Consider the following 17,813-nt stretch of genomic DNA (forward strand, 5'->3'; position numbering starts at 1 on the left):
CGCGGGGCTATCCGAGCGTAATTGCCTCGCGCCGGAACGGCGTAACATCGGGGTCGACAGTCTCGCCGAACTCCCGTGCGTAGCGGTGCCCAGCGAAGACCGCGGCGGCGATGGTGCCGGGCGCGCGGGCATCGCCGATGGTCTGAACCGTTGCGAGCCCGGCATCGGCCCAGGCGTCTTCGCGCGCTTTGAGGTCGAGGGTCAGCGCCTCGTTCGGCAACCGTGCGGTGACCGGCACCAGGGCTGCGCAGTCGAGACTGTCCGGCGCGCCGGTGTAGCTGCAGGCCAGTTCCACACGCTCCGCCTTGCGCGCCGTCAGCAGCGTGTTCAGCCGGATGGTGACGCCGCAGTCTGCCAGTCGCTGGTGGATGCGCGGCTGGTCCAACGCATGCTGGGTCCAAGCGGAGACCAAGGGTGCCGGGGTGACCAGGGTCACGTCGCAACCGGCCTTGGCCAGCCGTTCCGCCATCAGACCGCCCATGACATAGCCCTCGTCGTCGTAGACCACGACCGGACCGGCGGGCAGCGATGCTGCATCGAAGGTCTCGGCCATCACATCGTCGGGCGTGAGCAATGGTCCGGCGTCGAGCCCAGGGATCGCGGCATGGCGGCTGCGCCCGATGCCGTCGCGCCGCCAGGTGGCCCCGGTCGCCAGCACCACATGGGCGATGCCGTAGCTGAGGATATCCTCGGCGGTCAGGGCGCTCGCCAGATACATCTCGACGTTGGCCAGCTTGTGAAGCTGGCCGAGACGCCAGTCGCGTACCCGGCCCCAGGAGGCAAGCCCCGGCAGACGGCTTTCCCGCGCGACGCGGCCGCCCCAGTGATCGCCCGCCTCCGCCAGCACCACCTCCAGCCCACGCTGGCCGCAGGCCCGCGCCGCCTCAAGTCCGGCCGGGCCGCCGCCGACGATCAGCACCTTCTCGCGCGCCTTCACGGAAGGGATCGCTTCCGGGTGCCAGCCGCGCCGCCACTCCTCCCCCATGGTGGGGTTCTGGGTGCAGCGGATCGGCGCCGAGAAGTTGTCGCCGGTGACGCAGATGTTGCAGCCGATGCATTCGCGGATGTCGTCGATGCGCCCCTCCTCGATCTTCTTCGGCAGGAAGGGATCGGCGATGGAGGGACGCGCCGCGCCGATGAGATCCATGACGCCCTGCTTCACCGCCCGCACCATGGCGTCGGGCGTGGTGTAGCGCCCGACCCCCACCACCGGCTTGGTGGTCAGCGACTTCACGAAGCGGGTGTAGGGTTCCTGGTAGCCTTCCTCCGCGAAGCGGGCGGTCTGGCTGTCGTTCGACCAGTCGGAGACATTCACGTCCCAGAGGTCCGGCAGCTCCGCCAGCAGGGCGACGGTGTCGTGCCCCTCCCCTTCGGCGGCAATCCCCTCCTCACCGAGCAGTTCGTCGACGGCAAAGCGGAAAGCCACCGCGCAGCGGTCGCCGACGGCCTCTTTGGTGTCGATCAGAACCTCCCTGATCAGGCGGACCCGGTTCTCCAGGCTGCCGCCGTATTCGTCACCGCGGTCGTTGTGGCGCCGCGAGAGGAAGTGCTGCAGCAGGGCCATGTCGTGGCCCGCATAGACGTAGACGATGTCGAAGCCGGCTTCTCTTGCCCTGAGCGCAGCCTGGCGGTGCCAACGCCGGAAGTTGGCGATGTCGGTCTTGTCCATCGCCCGGGCCTGCACCGGATCGCCTGAATCGACGGGGCGGTGAGAGGGGCCCATCGGCACCTCGCGGCTGTAATGGTTTGGGCTGTGCAGACCGTTGTGCACCAGCTCGATGCCCGCCAGGCCGCCCCGGGCATGCACCGCCTCGGTCAGCGCCGCCAGGTGCGGCAGGTCCTGATTGTCCCAGATGCGGTTTTCCACATAAGGGCTGATCTCGGCGGAGGGGTGGATCTCCGCCTCCTCCGTGCAGACCACGGCCCAGCCGCCTTCGGCCTTGATGCCGCGCATGGCGGCATTGGAGCTGGGGAAGCGATAGCCCATGCCGGCGCAGTGCGGGACCTGGTAGAAGCGGTTGCGGGCCGTCACCGGCCCGATGGACACCGGCTCGAACAGAATGTCGTAGCGGGGATCGCGCATCGCCGCTCTACACCGCAGCCGTGCTCAAGACCTCTGCGCCGCAGCGCAGTTCTGGCGGAAAGTACTTCACCTCAAGACTCCGATGAAACTGCGTATCCCCCAATCGAAGCGCCGACCCCAAGCGAAAACACCTGTATTCGGTGGTGTACCCGTCTTGCTCGTAGCGGCTTGCGAGGGGCCCGACTGGAACCGTGTATTCCTCGCTGTCCCTCCAGTCCATGGCGATGGCGAGTGATCTCTTGATGAGGTAGATGCTCGGCGGCTCGGTGCCCAGGAGCGCATCGTAACGGTCAGTGCCCTCCCAGAGTGTCATCCTGTCCGCATCGCAGAGTGGGACGTGCAGCATGGGCATCGTACTGACAGCAATCCCGCGATCGTACGCGTAGCGTACAGCTTCGGGAAACAGGCTCAGGGATTTCACGAGCCATTGGTCCCGGGAGGTCTTCAAGGGCAGGATGTCGTCAACGTGGCCGGATACGAGCCCGTCTTCATCGAGCTGGTGTCGGTACTCATCGAACCAGGCGACCAGACAGTCCTGCTCGTCTCCGCTGAGGGGTGTAAGGCTGATCACCGAAACTGCCTTTCGACCAATTGCTTCCGCTTCCTGGACCGGGATGGTGCTGCATCCTAATAGACCACCCTTTGGCCGACCTGTACTCCAAATCCCGCTTTGCGTTGATCGGCCCCCTCAGTTGACCCCGTCAGTTGACCGCGTCAGTTGATAAGCGCCGGCAAAGGCCATAGACAGGAATGCGACCAAGACCGCAGCAGGGAACAGCATCATGCGCAGAGACCACAGCGCCCAGCGGGGCAGCCTTCACACCCTGATTCTGGACTCGGCGCTCCTGCGCGGAAACCTACTGGGCGATCCCTCGGTGCGTGACGTCCCGGTCTACATCCCCGAGGGTCACGACGGGGCCGGGCTGCCGCTGCTGGTCGACCTCGTCGGTTTCACCGCCGGAGGCCCGGCCCATGTGAACTGGAAGAACTTCGGCGAGAACCTGCCGGAGCGCCTCGACCGCCTGATCGCAACCGGCGCCATGCCGCCGGCGGTCGTTGCCTTCCCGGACTGCTTCACCCGTCTGGGCGGCAACCAGTACATCAATTCCGAAGCGCTCGGCCCCTGGGAGGACGTACTGATCGACGAGGTGGTGCCGCTGGTGGAGCAGCGCTTCGGCTGCGGCGGCGATGGGCGGCGCGGCGTCTTCGGCAAGTCCTCCGGCGGCTACGGCGCCATTGTCCATGCTTTGCGGCGCTCGGACTTCTGGGCTGCCGCCGCCTGCCACTCCGGCGACATGGGCTTCGAACTCTGCTATCTCCGGGACATGCCGGCGATGCTGCGGGCCATCGCCAAGAAAGGGTCCATCGAAGCCTTCATCAAGGACTTCGAAGCCGGCCCGAAGTGGAAGGGCGACGAGATCCATCTGCTGATGACGCTCGCCATGTGCGCGACCTACGATCCGGACCCCAGTGCCTTCTGCGGCGTGCGCCTGCCGGTCGACCCCGAGACCTGCGAACTGATCGAGGAGCGCTGGCAGAACTGGCGGCGCTGGGACCCGGTGACCCTGGCGGACAGCCACGGCGCCAACCTGAAGCAGTTGAAAGCGCTTTGGGTCGACTGCGGCGACATCGACCAGTACGACCTGGTCTACGGCGCCCGGCGCCTGCACCGAAAGCTGAAGGTCGCAGGGATCGAGCACGTCTACGAGGAGTTTCCCGACAACCACTCCTCGGTCGACTACCGCATGGACCTCAGCCTGCCGTTCCTCGCCAAGGCCCTGGCCTAGATCCGGCGCAACCGCAGCCGAAGACCCGAAATCCGGACACAAAAAGGGCCACCGCACGGGTGGCCCAAGTTTAGGGAGGAAACGCCCGAAGGGCGTTGTGAACGACGCGGAGCGCCGATTCACCTGTCTAATATGGCCATTTCAACGGCAACCTACAAAGCAAAACTTCCAGCTGCTGAAAATTTAATCACCTATTCTAATTCATGGGCAGTCGACTGGTGCACATATGCAACAGATTGAGCCTGCCCGGCTGTTCAAGGGCTCGAGTTTGTTGGCCCACTGTCGGTTGGACCGCTTCCCCGCCCATCTTATTCCCCTCGGGCCAGCCGGGCTGGCGTGAGGCCTGATCGCCGGAGACGGCAAAGGCCGAGCCCCGCAGGGTCGGCTCTACAAGCCGGTTGGGTCCTTTTCCGGCGAGGCCGGCCCGGCGCCGTCCATCGCATCCGCCGGTACCTCTGCCATGGGAAGCTGGGCGCCGTCGGCCAGGGCGTTGAACTCGCGGGTCAGCGCCAGGGCGGCGGGAAGGTCGTGTTTCTGCAGCAGGGCCCAGACCACATCCATGTTGGCGCGCACCCGGCGCTCGCCGGCGAGGTAGGCGCGGCCGTACCAGCGGTAGGCCTCCGCATAGTCGCGGCGCACCGAGGCGCCCTGCGCGTAGAGGAACCCCAGGATCTCCATCGCCTGGGGATCTCGCCGCTGCACCGCCCGCCGCCGGATGACTGCGACCTCGTCCGCTGACAGCGCGGCGGGATCGGCCTGCTCGAGGAACGCCAGCCAGGCTGCATCCTCATCCGTCAGCGGCGGCCCCTGCTCGTCGGGCAGCGGCGCCTTCGACGGCAGGGTGCGCTCTTCCCCACACCACGTCGGCGTCCGCCTGGCATGGGAACAGACGTAGATGCGCATCATTGTCGTGGCGCCGTTCCAAAGATCGTGCTCCCAGGGAGAGCCCGCGTCCGGACCGGCTTCGGCGTCCGCTCCGGCCTGGGCGGGGGCCGAGGCTTCGGGCGCCGATTCAGACGCCGGACGTTCTGGCGTGCCGCTCGGCTCCGCAGCGTGCGGACCCGCACTGCCGCAGGCCAGGACCAGCAGCATGAGGACGGTGAGAACGGGCAGCAGCCCGCGGGCGCTCTGGCTCATGGGGCCTTCGCCCTCTCCCGGAAGGCGGCAGCGGCCGGGGGCCGACATGGCAGCGCTCCGACTAGCAGGCGTTGGCAGCCGCCGGGCGGTGCGCTTCCAGGGCACCAGGCAGGACCGCAAGCACGTCATCGATCAACTGCCCCTGTGCCAGGGGCTGCCAGGCGGCGTCCAGAGCATAATACCAGCCCTGCGACTTGCCGAAGGCGCAGATCAGGCATTGATGGTCATAGTCGAGCAGAGCGATCACCAGTTCGCCGGCCTCGGTCTCCACCGGCACACAGGCGCCGGCCAGACCACGATCGACCATTTCACAACCCTTGTTCAGCAGGACGTGGATGTCTGCCCTGGTGAACTCCTGATGACCAATAGGCAAAACAGCCATTGGGGGGCTCCGTCATTCTGGCGGTTCCCAACAGCTTCCTCTGGAAACGTAACCATGGAGTAAACAGAACCAGTGTAATCGCGAAACACTAGCGCGCTGCGATTCTCTTTGGTTAACAGGAGGTTACTTCAACTGACCGGTGTGCCAACCGGCACTCGTCGCCGGCCTGAGGAGCGCCCTTGAAGCGGGTGCAGACGCTAGAGCACTTTCCGACCCTTTGGAACCATTTGACCGGAGTGTTCTTTCGGCCTGACAAGGCGCGGTTCGCAATGCGATGTGGTGCATCGGATAAGGACCGCAACGCAGCCAGGCCGAAAGAACACCCGGCCTGCGGTGGGTGCCGGCGGCTCATCGGCAGCGTTGCACTGCTTGCCCGATGCGCCGCATCGCGCTGCACAGTGCGCCTTGCCGAATGAGCAGCCGGCACCCATCAAATTGATCCCAAAGGGTCGGAAAGTGCTCTAGTCGCGGAAGTTCTCGTATTGCAGGGGCTGGTCGATCCCCATGTCCTTGACCAGGGCAATGGCGTCCTGCAGGTCGTCGCGCTTCTTGCCCGTGACGCGCAGGGTGTCGCCCTGGATGGCCACCTGGACCTTCAGCTTGCTCGACTTGAGCTCCTTGACGATCTTCTTCCCCAGGTCCTGGGCGATGCCCTGCTTGATGGTCACGGTCTGGCGGATCATGTTGCCGCCCGCCTTTTCCGGCGTGCCCAGATCGCAGGCGCCGGGATCGACCTTCCGGCGCGTCAGATAGGTGCTCAGCAGCTCATGCATCTGCCGCAGCTTCAGATCGTCGTCGGCCATGATGGTCAGGACGCTGTCTTTGCGCTCGATCGAGCATTTCGAGCCCTTGAAATCGTAGCGCTGGCCAATCTCCCGCTGCATGCCCGCTACGGCGTTGTCCACCTCGGTGAGATCGGTTTCAGAGACGATGTCAAACGAAGGCATGCTCTGTCGTTCTCCTTAATGTGCTCGGCACCCATTTCTGCGGGCCTCCCCAGCCTGACTACGCCTCCGCGACCGATTCGTCCAACGCCTTCTTGTGCCGGTCGATCAGCGTGCCCTCCTGGCCCTGGGCGCGAAGTTGAATTGCGCCGTCTGAAAATGCCCCACCACGCAAGAGAGCAAAAGTCTCGGATTTCTATGCTCCCTGGGGTTGAGAGTGAGAACCTGATCCGGCCGTGATCGCGATCGAGATGTGCCGGCTGAGCGAATTCTTTTTCAGACACAGAATAATCACGAGAAAGCCTCAGGCGAATACACGCGATGAACAATCGTATCTATGGGATCTCTTTCGTTCAGTATGGTTATTCTCTTTTTCGGATCCCGAATTAGTGTCCTGTTAATAAATGGGTGTCTACCATCCGGTGCTAGGTTATGCCCAATGGCTGCGAATGGGAGTTCAGATGAGCTCGAAGGTTGGTCCGGAGCACTTGCGTGATTTTGAACGGCGGCGCTCGCTGCGCTTCGTTCTCCCGCGCCAGGAGCCCATTACGCTGACTGCCGCCGGCAAGCAGTACCGGGGAAGCCTTGAGGACGTCTCGATCGGCGGCGCCAAGCTGCGGTTTGAAGGCGGCATGCCCCCACCGGCGGATGTCAGCTTCGAGCACTCGGAGGCCGGCGAGATCAGCGGCACCTGCATGTGGCATGACGGCACCAGCATGGGCATCGCCTTTGCGCTGACCGACTCCGCCCTGCGCCTGATTTCGCACTGCCTGCGTCAGGGACTTCCGAGTTCAGACGTTACGGCTGCCTAAGGCCGCTCGCCACACCTGAGCTTCACGCGTCCGGGCGCTCCGTTGCGGACGCCGGCCGCTGGAAACGGCGTTACGCCGCCGCTGCCCAGTCCGCCTGCCCAGTCCGCCTGCCCAGTTCCCCTGAGCAGCCCCCGATTTTGCTTGTGTGGCTGGTGTTGGCCGGCGGACCGGCGGCCCCGTGCGCCCTGGAGACCTGGCACGCGGCCTTCGATCAGCTGCCTTCGCGCTTCACGATTTCCGAGACTTCGATGGCGATACGGTCCTCGACCACCACGACCTCGCCCTTGGCAACAAGCTGGTCGTTGATGCGCATCTCGATCTCGTCGCCCAGCCCGGTTTCCAGCTCGACGACGGCACCACGGCCCATGCGCAGCAGCTGGCTGACCGGCATGGAAGCTGTGCCGAGGATGGCATAGGCCTCCAGCGAGACCTCGTGAATCGCCGGGATCTTTTCCGCGGGACCGGAGTTGCCACCCGGCTCCTCGGCGGCCTCGTCGGCCTCCTCTTCTTCGGCCATGGCCTCCCATTCAGCCATCATGGCTTCCTGGTCGACGGCGTCCTCGCCCTCCGAGGCGGTCTCGGTATCCAGCTCTGCGTCCTCGCTCGCCATCGTCAGATCCACGCGGTTCGATCCCGAAGGGGCCGGCGCTCCGAGCCCACGGCCCCCCACGCTCTATCATTCTCTCAGCCATAGTTAACGAAGCGTAAGCATGACGCAGGAATATGGGGCTTAGCCTTGCAATCGGCCTGTGGCAGGCTCACCGGCATGATCGATTCCCCTCCCGCCTCCAGACAGCTCCTCCTCTGCGCCGCCCTGGCCCTCGCCGCGGCCTTCGCGATCATCGTGGCGGCACCGGTTCCGGCGGATGCTCAGGTGGAGGGCCGGCGCCCTCAGGTGATCGACACTGCAACGCTCGACTTTGCCGGCCGGCAGGTCCGGCTGTTCGGGCTGCAGGGCATCCCCGGCGCCCAAACCTGCACGGTCGGCACGCTGGTCTGGGCCTGCGGGCAGGAAGCGCTCTGGGCCGCCCGCAACCGCATCGCCAACCACTGGGTGCACTGCCGGCCCGCCACGGATGTGGCCGCAGATGCAGATGCCGCGGTCATCTGCGACCTGGGCGGCCCCGGCGGCCCGGAACTCAACGCCTGGCTGGTCGAGCAGGGCTGGGCACGGGCCGCCCCGGCCAACGTCAACCGGACCGGCACCGCCCCCTATGCCGAACAGGAAGACGCCGCGCGGGCGGCCGGCCAGGGGATCTGGCGCGGTCCCTGAGGCGAATCGTCCGCCTTGACTCTTGCCTGGCCAGCAAACGTTAACGCGCCGCCGCGTCTCAGACCCGGCAAACGGCCTCTGAGAAAATCATCGCGGAAAATCAAGAACCTCTAAAGTAAATGATCCAATTTAAGAAAAATTCGAAACGATTTTATAGTTAAATACTTAATGTAAATGGTTAATTATTGGCATTTCTATTGATTTCCATCTGATCTGCTGCTACATTTCACTCACTGCTTTGCCAGTACTAGGTTCAATACGGCGTCAGCGACCTTAGCCGTGGGACCTACCTTAAAGCCACGATTAGCCCTTTCGGCCCCGGGTACTTACCCGGGGCCGCTTTTCCTTGGCGGCGGTTCGAATGAGGCGGGCGACCTAGGGAGCCTGCAGCCCCGAAAGATCGGGCGCGGCCCGCGCCATGCCCGGCCTGTCCGCAAGGGCCTGCTCAAGCGCCAGACCGAGGCTGAGCAGCCGCCGGTCCCGGCCCTTGCGTCCGACAATCTGCAGGCCGAAAGGCAGACCCTCGTCGTCCAGCCCGCAGGGCAGCACCAGCACCGGGTGGCCCACCAGCGTCAGCGCATAGGTGATGGCGACCCAGGAGATGTAGGTGGCCAGGGGCTGGCCGTCGATCTCTTCCGGAAAGAGCTGCGTCTTGTCGAAAGGCTGCACGGAGGCGACCGGACAGATCAGCAGATCGTAGTCCTCCATGAAGCGAAGGAAGCGGTGGTAGAGGCGGGTCTGCGCGACCATGGCTTCGGCCACATCCGCGGCCGAGAAGGTCAGCCCCAGCTTCACGTTGGCTGTCACGTTCGGCCCGACCAGCTCCGGGGTGCGCTCCACCATCGTCCGGGCATCGCCCAGAAAGCCCACGGCACGCAGAACCTCGAAGCAGCGGTCCACGTCGCCGAGGGCGGGGTCGGCCTCCTCCAGGTCCAGAATGCCGGCGAGCCCTTCGCAGCGTTGCCGGAAGAGCCTGCGCACCTGCCGGCTGACGGTCACGCCGCCGAGATCTTCGGAGACCGCGACCTTGAGGCCGCCGAGCGGCGCCGGTTCGACCGCGCCGAACGCGGCGGCCTCGGCAAAGCCGGAGAGTGGGTCGCGGGGGTCTTCGCCGGCGACGGCGGAAAGGAACAACAGCAGATCGCCGATGCTGCGCGCCATCGGTCCGTCGGTCCAGAGCGGCGACCAGCCGATGGTCTTGCGCGCCGTGGGAACCAGGCCCGGCGTCGGCCGGAAGCCGACGATCCCGCAGTAGGCCGCCGGCGTGCGCAGGGAGCCGCCCAAATCCGACCCCGCCGCCAGCGGAACCATGTCCGTCGCCAGGGCCACCGCCGAGCCGCCGGAAGAACCGCCGCAGGTCAAGGCGGTGTCATAGGGGTTGGCGGTTACGCCGTAGACGGCATTGGTGGTGTTGGCGCCGGCACCGAACTCCGGCGTGTTGGTTTTGCCGGCAACGATACCCCCGGCCGCCCGCACCCTGGCAACAAAGGGATCGTCCTTCTCCGGCACATGGTCGCGAAAGGCAGGGGAGCCGAAGGTGGTCCGCAGCCCCGCGGTCGCATTCAGATCCTTGATGCCGACCGGCAAACCCAGCAGAGGCGCATCGGTCTCGCCGCGCAGGATCGCCGCCTCGGCCTCCATTGCCGCCGCCTGCGCCGCATCGCGATCCTCCGCAACGACGGCATTGAGCGCGGGGTTTACGGCATCGATGCGGGCATGGCAGGCCGCCAGCAGTTCGACCGGCGAAACCTCCCTTGCCAGCATCAGCCGGCGCAGCGCTCCCGCCGACTTATCGCAGAGAGCCTGATCCCCCATAGCCGTATCCCCCATTGTCGTCCCCCCATTGCCATCTCTGCGGCCACCGTCCCACCTCCTTCGCTGCCGGGGATCACACGACCTCCGGGTAGCCGCGCTGCATCGCCTCCGCCTCGATCGCGTCGATCCGGTCGTATGCATCGAGCGGCTTCACTTCCACGTCGGCCAGAAGCAGGCTGTCGCGCAGCCCCTGCAATGCAGGATCGTCGAAGGCATGCCGCAGCCCGGCCCGCAGACGCTCAAGGTCGGATGCCGGGACGTCGCGTCGAGTGATGTAGGGCAGCGCCGGTGCCGAAGGGCTGCGGGCGATCGGTTGAAGTTCGGCCCTCAGCTCCGGATGCAGCCTGGCCAGAAGCGCGAAGGTCACGCAGTCGATGGCGCAGACATCGGCGCCGCCTTCCGCCACGACCGTCATGGAGTCGAAGTGGCTGCCGCTGATGCCGACGTCGGCGAAGTAAGGCATGCCATCCGCCAGGGGCGCGATCACCGCGCGCAGGGCGGCATAGCCGGACTGCGATCCGGGATCGTTCACCACCGCGCGCGCGCCCTTGAGCGCCCGGAGGTCGGCATAGCCCCCGCCTTTGCGCACCAGGATCTCGCTGTGATAGCAGCCGCCGCTGCAGCCGTCGCAGGCATAGCTCGGCGTCGCGAGCAAGGTGACCTGGCCTTTGAGGCTGTGGGTCAGCGGATAACCGCAGGTCTGGCTGAACAGCAGGTCGGATGCTGTCCAAAGACGGGCGAGTTCCGTTCCTCGATCCAGCGCCGCTGGCACTTCGGTCAGGCCTTCGGCGCGAAACGCTGCGGCCAGCGCGGCCCACCAGGCGTCGGTCTCGGCCTCCAGTCCGGGCAGGTCGTACATCGGCAGGGAGGCGCGCAGCATCAGCGCCCGCCGGCCGGCAGCCCACCGGTTCCATCCGCTGCCGAGTCGTCCTCCGGCCAGGGATCCGATTGCCCCTGGAGCAGACACTCCAGACCGTCGCCGATCTCGTAAAAGTCAGCTTTGTCGGCGACAAAGATGTGGCGGCGCGTTCGGAGGCCGGTCGGCTGATCCAAGGCACCCGCCGCGACGGAGACGAAGTCGTTGCCGGCGTTGTCCCAGAACAGCGCGCTGCCGCAGCGCGCGCAGAAACCGCGCCGCACGCCGGGCGAAGATTCGAACCAAGCCAATGCCGCCGTGTCCTCGATCGCCAGATCGCCGCGCCGCGCTGCCGAGTAGGCAGCGAAGTTGCTGAGCACCCGCCGGCACTGGCCGCAGTGGCAGGCGATCACCGGACGCAGCGGCCCGGATACGGTGAATCGCACTGCGCCGCAGAGGCAGCCACCGTGCTTGCCCTCTGCCGGCTCTTTGTCGTTCGTCATCGTTTCCCCTGCATCATCGCTTACCCCGCGTCACCCCTGCTTCGGCACTATCGCATCTCCCATCATCTGGCCTGTCCCAATTTCGGCTCCCGCTGTTCTCGCGATTCCAGTTCGTTCAGCAGGCCGCTCAGCAGCTTGCCGACATCGGGAGGCTGCACCACCGCGCCGCGGATCAGGTTGTCGAAGTGCTGGGTCAGTGCGCGGATATGTTCGGTGGAATTGAAGACGAAATACATGTTGCCGATGTAGGCCGCCGCGCGGCTCGGCCCGAAGATGGTGATCGGTGCCGAGTAGTGCTTCAGGCCGTCGAAGAGGAACCAGCGGAAGGTCGGATAGAGTTCGTCCAGCAGCGCGATCATCCAGGAGAGTTGCAGCTTGCGATCGGCCAGCGGCAGGGTCGACCAGATGCCCTCACCCCGCGCGAAGGCCTCCAGCGACTGGATCGAGGAACAGGCTTCCAGATCGGTTTCCGGCCGCCGGCTGTAGGCGAGGCGCGCCTCGGCCTGTTCCATGCGAAAGGCCGGGACGGCGCTGCCCTGCTGGCGGTACTCGAAGCGAATGACCTCCTCGCCCTTCAGCAGGTCCGGCAGCGTCGAGGGAACGTAGCGGATCTTGTAGCCCACCGCCTCCGCGCGCCAGCGCGCCAGCCGTTCGTCGGTGTGGTCGGAAGCACCCCGCGCGATTTCCGGCGCCTCACTCAGGATGTTGGTGCCGATCTTCTCCTCCTGCACCAGCCCCAAAAGCCAGTCAGTGGAGACCTGTTCGTGCTCGGCGATGGAGGCGATGGTCTCGGCCCGCGGCAGGCGGTCGTTGCTGTCCGACAGCAACTGGGACAGCGTCGAGCGGTCGAGCCCGGCCTTGCGGGCAAAAGCCGAGCGACTCAACCCCGAACGCTCGATCACCTCCGTCAGGCGTTCGCGAAAGATTTCAACGGTTTGACGCCGGTCCATCGAGCCCCCAAGCCAGCAGTTTATCCAATGATCTACCTCCGCGTGTGGTGATAATACGCACTTTTGGTGATATTACAAGCATTTCGGATCCTAAAAACGGCAATTGTAAACACTGCGGATAAGAATCTGCGAAAAGTGCGCAGTCCCGCATTGTTGTCCCTTCCCCATTTTTGTCACACTTCAGTCCTCAGCCAATGAACGTCGTCACTAAACGGGAAGGACAGAGAGTGGAGTGGAGCGTTAGTCGTACTGTTCGGAAAACCGGTCAGAAAGCTCAGAAATCAGTTCGGCAGCCGGGAAAGGCCCGGCTTCCGGTGCGTCCGGAATGGCCGACGGTGATCCTGGCGGCGGTCATCTACGGCGCCTTCGGCGCCCTGACCTGGTTTCATGGGGCCCTCGCCTGGTGGCTACTGCTGCCGGCCGGCGCCATCGTTGTCGCCTGGCACGGCTCCCTCCAGCACGAGGTGGTGCACGGCCACCCGACCCCCTGGGCCTGGCTGAACGAGGCGCTGGTGCTGCCGAGCCTCTGGCTGTGGATCCCCTTCCGCCTCTACCGCGACTCCCACCTCGCCCACCACAACGACGACAGCCTGACCGACCCGCTAGACGATCCGGAATCCTTCTACGTGACGGCCGAGGCCTGGGCCGCCGCCGGCCCGGCCAAGCGCGCCCTGCTTTGGGCACACAACGCCCTGGCCGGACGCATGGTACTGGGGCCGCTGGTCTGCCTCTGGTCGTTCTACGGTGCGGAAATGCGGCGTGTGCTGCGCGGCGACTTCTCCCACGCCAAGGCCTGGGCGCTGCACGCCCTCGGCGTCGCTGTGGTGCTGACCTGGGTGCTGGCTGTCTGCGACCTGCCGCTCTGGCAGTACCTGCTGTTCTTCGTCTATCCCGGTGTGGCACTGACGCTGGTGCGCTCCTTCCTGGAACACCGCGCCGTCGCCAAGCCGAGCGAGCGCTCGGCCATCGTCGAGTCCGGTCCCTTCTTCTCGCTGCTGTTCCTCAACAACAACCTGCACATCGTCCACCACGCCAAGCCGGGCCTCGCCTGGTACCGCATTCCGGCGCTCTACCGCGCAGAGCGCGCCGCCTTTCAGGCGGCCAACGGCGGCTATGTCTTCAAGGGTTATGGCGAAGTCTTCCGGCGCTACTTCCTGCGCGCCAAGGAAGCGCCGCTGCATCCGGCGGAACGCGCGGCACCTGCGCCGATTGCAACGACTCTGCAGGCCGCCGAGTGAACGACCAGGCCTAGTCGTCTTCGAGGAAAACCAGCTTCTGGCGCTCGCTGTTCCAGAGGACGACCGCCAGCCTGCCGATCAAGCTCTCCAAAGGAATGTAGCCGAAGTGTTCAAGCATTCGGCTGTCTATACTGTTGTCACGGTTGTCGCCAAGAGCAAAGTACTGTCCTGACGGCACCTCGAAGATCTCGGTGCTGTCGTAGCGAGCGGCGTCGGTGTACTCCTGGATCAAGTGGCTGCGACCGTTTGGAAGGGTTTCCCGGTACAATTGTGCCGGATCTAACGGCGCACCGGGCTGCACAGTATCCAATGGCTCCAAGTCGACCGGACTGTCGTTGATGTAGAGAACGCCGTCCCGCATCTGAATGCGGTCGCCCGGCAGTCCGACAATGCGCTTCAGGAATGGCTGGCCATCTTGCGCCGGAACGGCAAAGGCGGCGACATCGCCCCGGTCCGGCCCTCTCTCAGTCCCGTAGGCGTACTTCGAGACGAAGAGATAGTCCCCGCGCAGCAACGTCGGCTCCATGCTCGACGAGGGAATGTTGAAGGGCTCCCATAGATAGCTGCGAGTGACCAGCGGCATGCCGTAACCGAACACAAGGACCGCACCGGCGACAAAGTACCAGCGCGCGTACCAGGCCACCGGTGCCAGCCCGGACAACCGGACGGCAATCCGGTAGCCATGAACCACCCCAATAAGCTGGACGGCGACCAAGAGAAGCATCATTGCGGTTTCCGCCGCCAGCGGCAGCAGTTCGAAATGAGCGGCAAGGAAAGGGGCAGGCAGAAGCGCGAAGGTGACAAGCAGATAGCCAACCGCAAGCCAACCTCTACCGACAAAAAGCATGACGATGGACGGGCCAAACACCAATGCGATGAGGGCCACAGCCCCGGGTCGCCGAGTCCTGAAGGCACTGATCATGTATACCGCTGGCTCCTTACTGCGCCGCCGTCCTTGCCGCCTCGGCCTTCAGCACTTTGCGTTCACGATAGAAGGTGTAGATGCCGGTGACGACGATGATGAGGCTGCCCAGCAGGGTCCAGGCATCGGGCACCTCACCGAAGAGGATGAGCCCGAGGATCATCGCCCAGAGCAACACCGTGTAGCGGAAGGGCGAAATGTAGCTGACCTCGCCGACGCGCATGGTCATCACGGCGAAGAGGTAGCCGAAGAAGAGGAAGACCGCGGCGGCCGCCAGCAGGCCGAGGGACCCGCCGCTGACCGGCTGCCAGGGCTCGGTCAGGGCCAGCAGACCGCTCACCGCCGTGATCGCCAGCGAAGATGTCAGCGCGACGAAGGCCGAGGGCGCGGCGGTGCTCAAGCCCCGCGTCGTAAGATCCCGCAGCACGATGAAGGCGACGGCGGCCACGGCCCAGAGCGCGTAGGCGTTGAAACCCTCGCCCCCCGGCCGCACGATGATGAGGACTCCGGCGAAGCCCACCAGGATCGCGGTGTAGCGCCGCCAGCCCACTGCTTCCCGCAGGAACAGCGCCGCGGCCAGAGTGACCGCCAGGGGAATGGACTGCAGGATCGCGGTCGCATCGGCGATCGGCATGTTGAAGAGCGCAGTCAGAAAACACAGCGTGGCGCCGATGTCGGCCACCGCGCGCCAGCTCATGGCCCGCGTGTCAGCGCCCGACGGCCGATGCAACAGGCAGCCCTGACGCCAGGCCAGCAGCCCCATGAGCAGGCTGGCGAAGACGCCGCGCAAAAAGATGATCTGGTAGAGCCCCAGATCCCCCGCCACCAGCTTGGCGGTGGCGTCGTTCAGCGCGAAGCCCGCCATGCTGATGACCATGAAGAGGGCGCCGCGCAGGTTGTCGGAAAACTGGCTCATGGCGCCCGAGACTACCCGAGGGCGCGGCGCGGCAGCTATGCTGCTTCTGCACCCCCCTCCTCCGTGCGGCGCGCGACGAAGGCGTCCAGTTCCTCCTTGATGGCCGGGTCGAGGGGCGGCGGGGTGGAGTCCGCGAGCACCGCCTTGAAGAGGCGGTTGGCGCGCTGGGTGGCGGTTTCGCTGCCCGCCTCCTGCCAGGTCTCGAAGTTGCGCCAGTCGGAAAGAATGGGGTTGTAGAAGGCGGTCTCGTAGCGTTCCAGCGTATGGGCGGCGCCGAAGAAGTGGCCGCCCGGTCCCACCTCGCGGATCGCCTCCAGCCCGATGGAGTCCTCGCTCACCTCCAGCGGGCGCAGGAACTCCGCCATCATCTGCAACATCTCGGCATCGAGAACGAACTTCTCGAAGGAGGCGCAGAGCCCACCTTCAAGCCAGCCGGCGCCGTGCATGACGAAGTTGGCATGCCCCATCACCGCGCCCCAGATCGACATCTGCGATTCGTAGGCCGCCTGAGCATCGACGCAGTTGGCCGCATTGGCGTTGGAGGAGCGGTAGGGAATACCCAGATGGCGGGCGAGCTGGCCGCCGGCCAGGGCCGCGCGGCTGTACTCCGGCGTGCCGAAGGCCGGCGCGCCGGACTTCATGTCGACGTTGGAGGTGAAGCCACCGTAGATCACCGGCGCCCCCGGCTTCACGAGCTGGGTGAAGGCAAGCCCGGCCATGGCCTCCGCATGCTGCTGGGCGAGCGCGCCGGCCACCGTCGCCGGGCTCATGGCGCCGGAGAGGGTGAAGGGCGTGATCACCACGGCCTGGTTGTTGCGCGCCAACTCCATCAGCCCTTCGATCATCGGCCCGTCGAGGCGCAGCGGCGAGGAGGTGTTGATGATGGAAAAGAGGCAGGTCTTCTCGGCCAGTTCGGACTCCGTCAGACCATGACCAATGCGCACCAGTTCCAGCGCATCGAGGATGCGGGTGCGGCCGAGGGAATAGGCGTGGAAGACCTTGTCGGTCAGGGTCAGACAGTCGCGCAGGCAATCGAGATGACGCGTCTGCGGCGCGCGGTCCACCGGCTCCACCGGATAGCCGGCAATGAAGTGGACGATGTTGAAGGCCTGCGCCAGACGCAGCAGGTTCTGGTAGTCCTGGGTGTTGCCGGGCCGCCGCCCGCCGTCGAGGTCGGAGGCGTTGGGCGCCGAGGCGATGCTGCCGAAGACGACGTTGCGGCCGCCAACCTGCAGGTTGTGCGCCGGATTGCGGGCATGAAGGGTGAAGCTTCGCGGGGCGGAGGCCAGCGCCTCTTTCACCAGGCCGCGGTCGAAGCGCACCCGCTCGCCGCCCGGCTCCACCGCGGCCCCGGCCTTCTTCAGGACATCCAAAGCTTGGGGGTCGAGGAAGTCCATGCCGACCTCTTCCAGAATACGGAAGGCGGCATCGCTGATCATCTCGACCTGCTCGTCTGTGAGCACCCGGATGGGGTCGTAGGGATTTTCCAGGGCCTGCCAGCCCAGCTGCTTCAGGCCGGCCGCCGGCCGCCGCTCGCCCTGTCCGCGCCGCCCGCCGCGGCGTGACGTCTCCCTTGCCATATGCTCTCCCCGGCCCTACCTGGGGCCGTTTCCTGGGGCGCTGGTTCGCGCCCGGTTTTCGGGGTCGGGCGCTCTTGCGCGCCCCGGCAGCGCCGGCCCTCTGCAGGACCGACCGCCTGCACTCAAATTGTATATACAAGCCGCGAAAGTCTCGTGTATAGACGACAGTCGCTTGTCGCTCCGGCCCAAAACGCGCAGGGCATCGGCGGATTTGACCCGCCCGGCGGCCGGCGAGAAAGGGTCGGAGGCTTTCCGCCCGGCGCAGACGGGAAGGCGGGCGCGGTCTTCCTAGCGGGCCAGACGGTCAAGGTGGGCGCCGGGAGGCAGGTCTCCGTCGATCAGACCTGACAAGGACATCCCACCATGACCGTACTTCCGGAATCGAAAACCTATGTCATCGCCGGGGCCGGCATTCACGGCCTCTCCACCGCCTGGCATCTGGCCATGGAGCTGGAGGCCCGCGGCAAGGGCTCCGGCAAAGACATCGTCGTCCTCGACAAGACGGCGCCCGGCGCCGGGGCCAGCGGCATCGCCTGCGGCTGCGTGCGCAACTTCTACATGACCGAGGCGCTGCACCCCATCCTGCGCCACTCCGTCGACGTCTGGATGGAAGAC

The 17,813-nt window shown here is 65.7% G+C and carries 18 protein-coding genes; 5 read left to right on the plus strand and 13 right to left on the minus strand.

The genetic code is table 11. The annotated features are described in order from the left end of the window. Positions 1-7 precede the first annotated feature (7 nt). Positions 8-2,083: an FAD-dependent oxidoreductase gene (locus Q0982_RS14885; RefSeq protein ID WP_299396824.1), complete on the minus strand. Its 2,076-nt coding sequence runs from the start codon at positions 2,081-2,083 to the stop codon at positions 8-10. Between the two features lie 7 nt (positions 2,084-2,090). Continuing rightward, positions 2,091-2,654 carry a hypothetical protein gene (locus Q0982_RS14890; RefSeq protein ID WP_299396825.1) on the minus strand — a complete coding sequence of 188 codons (564 nt, stop codon included), beginning with the start codon at positions 2,652-2,654 and terminating at the stop codon, positions 2,091-2,093. Positions 2,655-2,865: 211 nt separating this feature from the next. Here Q0982_RS14890 and Q0982_RS14895 point away from each other — a divergent pair, with 211 nt between their 5' ends. Continuing rightward, positions 2,866-3,870, plus strand: a complete 1,005-nt coding sequence (locus tag Q0982_RS14895; RefSeq protein WP_299396827.1) for an alpha/beta hydrolase family protein — start codon at positions 2,866-2,868, stop codon at positions 3,868-3,870. A 387-nt stretch (positions 3,871-4,257) separates the two neighbouring features. Here Q0982_RS14895 and Q0982_RS14900 read toward each other — a convergent pair whose 3' ends face one another. The 3 genes from Q0982_RS14900 to Q0982_RS14910 all read right to left on the minus strand — a co-directional run bounded on the left by Q0982_RS14900 (position 4,258) and on the right by Q0982_RS14910 (position 6,336). Next, the gene (locus Q0982_RS14900; RefSeq protein WP_299396828.1) at positions 4,258-5,007 is read right to left on the minus strand and encodes an SEL1-like repeat protein; all 750 of its coding nucleotides are present in this window, start codon (positions 5,005-5,007) and stop codon (positions 4,258-4,260) included. A gap of 61 nt (positions 5,008-5,068) precedes the next feature. Continuing rightward, positions 5,069-5,389 (minus strand): hypothetical protein, encoded by a 321-nt coding sequence (locus Q0982_RS14905; protein WP_299396830.1) that lies wholly within the window; start codon positions 5,387-5,389, stop codon positions 5,069-5,071. A gap of 461 nt (positions 5,390-5,850) precedes the next feature. Next, entirely contained in the window at positions 5,851-6,336 is a 486-nt protein-coding gene (locus tag Q0982_RS14910; RefSeq protein WP_299396832.1) for a YajQ family cyclic di-GMP-binding protein, read from the minus strand. Between the two features lie 458 nt (positions 6,337-6,794). Here Q0982_RS14910 and Q0982_RS14915 point away from each other — a divergent pair, with 458 nt between their 5' ends. After that, entirely contained in the window at positions 6,795-7,145 is a 351-nt protein-coding gene (locus Q0982_RS14915; RefSeq protein ID WP_299396833.1) for a PilZ domain-containing protein, read from the plus strand. Between the two features lie 211 nt (positions 7,146-7,356). On the opposite strand, the gene Q0982_RS14920 is transcribed toward Q0982_RS14915, so the two are convergent. Continuing rightward, positions 7,357-7,767 carry a FliM/FliN family flagellar motor switch protein gene (locus tag Q0982_RS14920; RefSeq protein ID WP_299396835.1) on the minus strand — a complete coding sequence of 137 codons (411 nt, stop codon included), beginning with the start codon at positions 7,765-7,767 and terminating at the stop codon, positions 7,357-7,359. Between the two features lie 144 nt (positions 7,768-7,911). On the opposite strand from Q0982_RS14920, the gene Q0982_RS14925 reads away from it, so the two are divergent. Then, positions 7,912-8,418: a thermonuclease family protein gene (locus Q0982_RS14925; protein ID WP_299396837.1), complete on the plus strand. Its 507-nt coding sequence runs from the start codon at positions 7,912-7,914 to the stop codon at positions 8,416-8,418. Between the two features lie 375 nt (positions 8,419-8,793). Here the strand turns inward: Q0982_RS14925 and Q0982_RS14930 are convergent, their stop codons facing one another. The 4 genes from Q0982_RS14930 to Q0982_RS14945 form a co-directional block, all read right to left on the minus strand. Further along, entirely contained in the window at positions 8,794-10,233 is a 1,440-nt protein-coding gene (locus Q0982_RS14930; RefSeq protein WP_299396839.1) for an amidase, read from the minus strand. 73 nt (positions 10,234-10,306) lie between these two features. Continuing rightward, on the minus strand, positions 10,307-11,113 hold the full coding sequence (locus Q0982_RS14935) for a phosphate/phosphite/phosphonate ABC transporter substrate-binding protein (RefSeq protein ID WP_299396840.1): 807 nt from the start codon (positions 11,111-11,113) through the stop codon (positions 10,307-10,309). Then, positions 11,113-11,592: a GFA family protein gene (locus Q0982_RS14940; protein WP_299396842.1), complete on the minus strand. Its 480-nt coding sequence runs from the start codon at positions 11,590-11,592 to the stop codon at positions 11,113-11,115. The genes Q0982_RS14935 and Q0982_RS14940 overlap by 1 nt, the downstream gene beginning before the upstream one ends. Positions 11,593-11,654: 62 nt before the next feature. Beyond that, positions 11,655-12,542: a helix-turn-helix domain-containing protein gene (locus Q0982_RS14945; RefSeq protein ID WP_299396844.1), complete on the minus strand. Its 888-nt coding sequence runs from the start codon at positions 12,540-12,542 to the stop codon at positions 11,655-11,657. Positions 12,543-12,856: 314 nt separating this feature from the next. On the opposite strand from Q0982_RS14945, the gene Q0982_RS14950 reads away from it, so the two are divergent. After that, positions 12,857-13,780, plus strand: coding sequence for a fatty acid desaturase (locus tag Q0982_RS14950; RefSeq protein WP_299396845.1), 924 nt, complete (start codon positions 12,857-12,859; stop codon positions 13,778-13,780). A 10-nt stretch (positions 13,781-13,790) separates the two neighbouring features. On the opposite strand, the gene lepB is transcribed toward Q0982_RS14950, so the two are convergent. Genes lepB through Q0982_RS14965 form a run of 3 tightly spaced genes read right to left on the minus strand, consistent with a single transcriptional unit; the run spans position 13,791 to position 17,198 of the window. Next, a complete protein-coding gene (gene lepB / locus Q0982_RS14955; RefSeq protein WP_299396847.1) occupies positions 13,791-14,702 on the minus strand; it encodes a signal peptidase I in 912 nt (303 codons plus the stop codon). 16 nt (positions 14,703-14,718) lie between these two features. Continuing rightward, complete coding sequence (locus Q0982_RS14960) at positions 14,719-15,618, minus strand: DMT family transporter (protein ID WP_299396848.1); 900 nt, start codon at positions 15,616-15,618, stop codon at positions 14,719-14,721. A 35-nt stretch (positions 15,619-15,653) separates the two neighbouring features. Further along, a complete protein-coding gene (locus Q0982_RS14965) occupies positions 15,654-17,198 on the minus strand; it encodes a trimethylamine methyltransferase family protein (protein ID WP_299396849.1) in 1,545 nt (514 codons plus the stop codon). A 363-nt stretch (positions 17,199-17,561) separates the two neighbouring features. On the opposite strand from Q0982_RS14965, the gene Q0982_RS14970 reads away from it, so the two are divergent. Next, the coding region (locus Q0982_RS14970; RefSeq protein ID WP_299396851.1) for an FAD-dependent oxidoreductase at positions 17,562-17,813 on the plus strand (252 nt) is incomplete at its 3' end.

It is taken from the genome of Pelagibius sp., from assembly GCF_028281305.1.
Classification (GTDB): domain Bacteria; phylum Pseudomonadota; class Alphaproteobacteria; order Kiloniellales; family Kiloniellaceae; genus Pelagibius.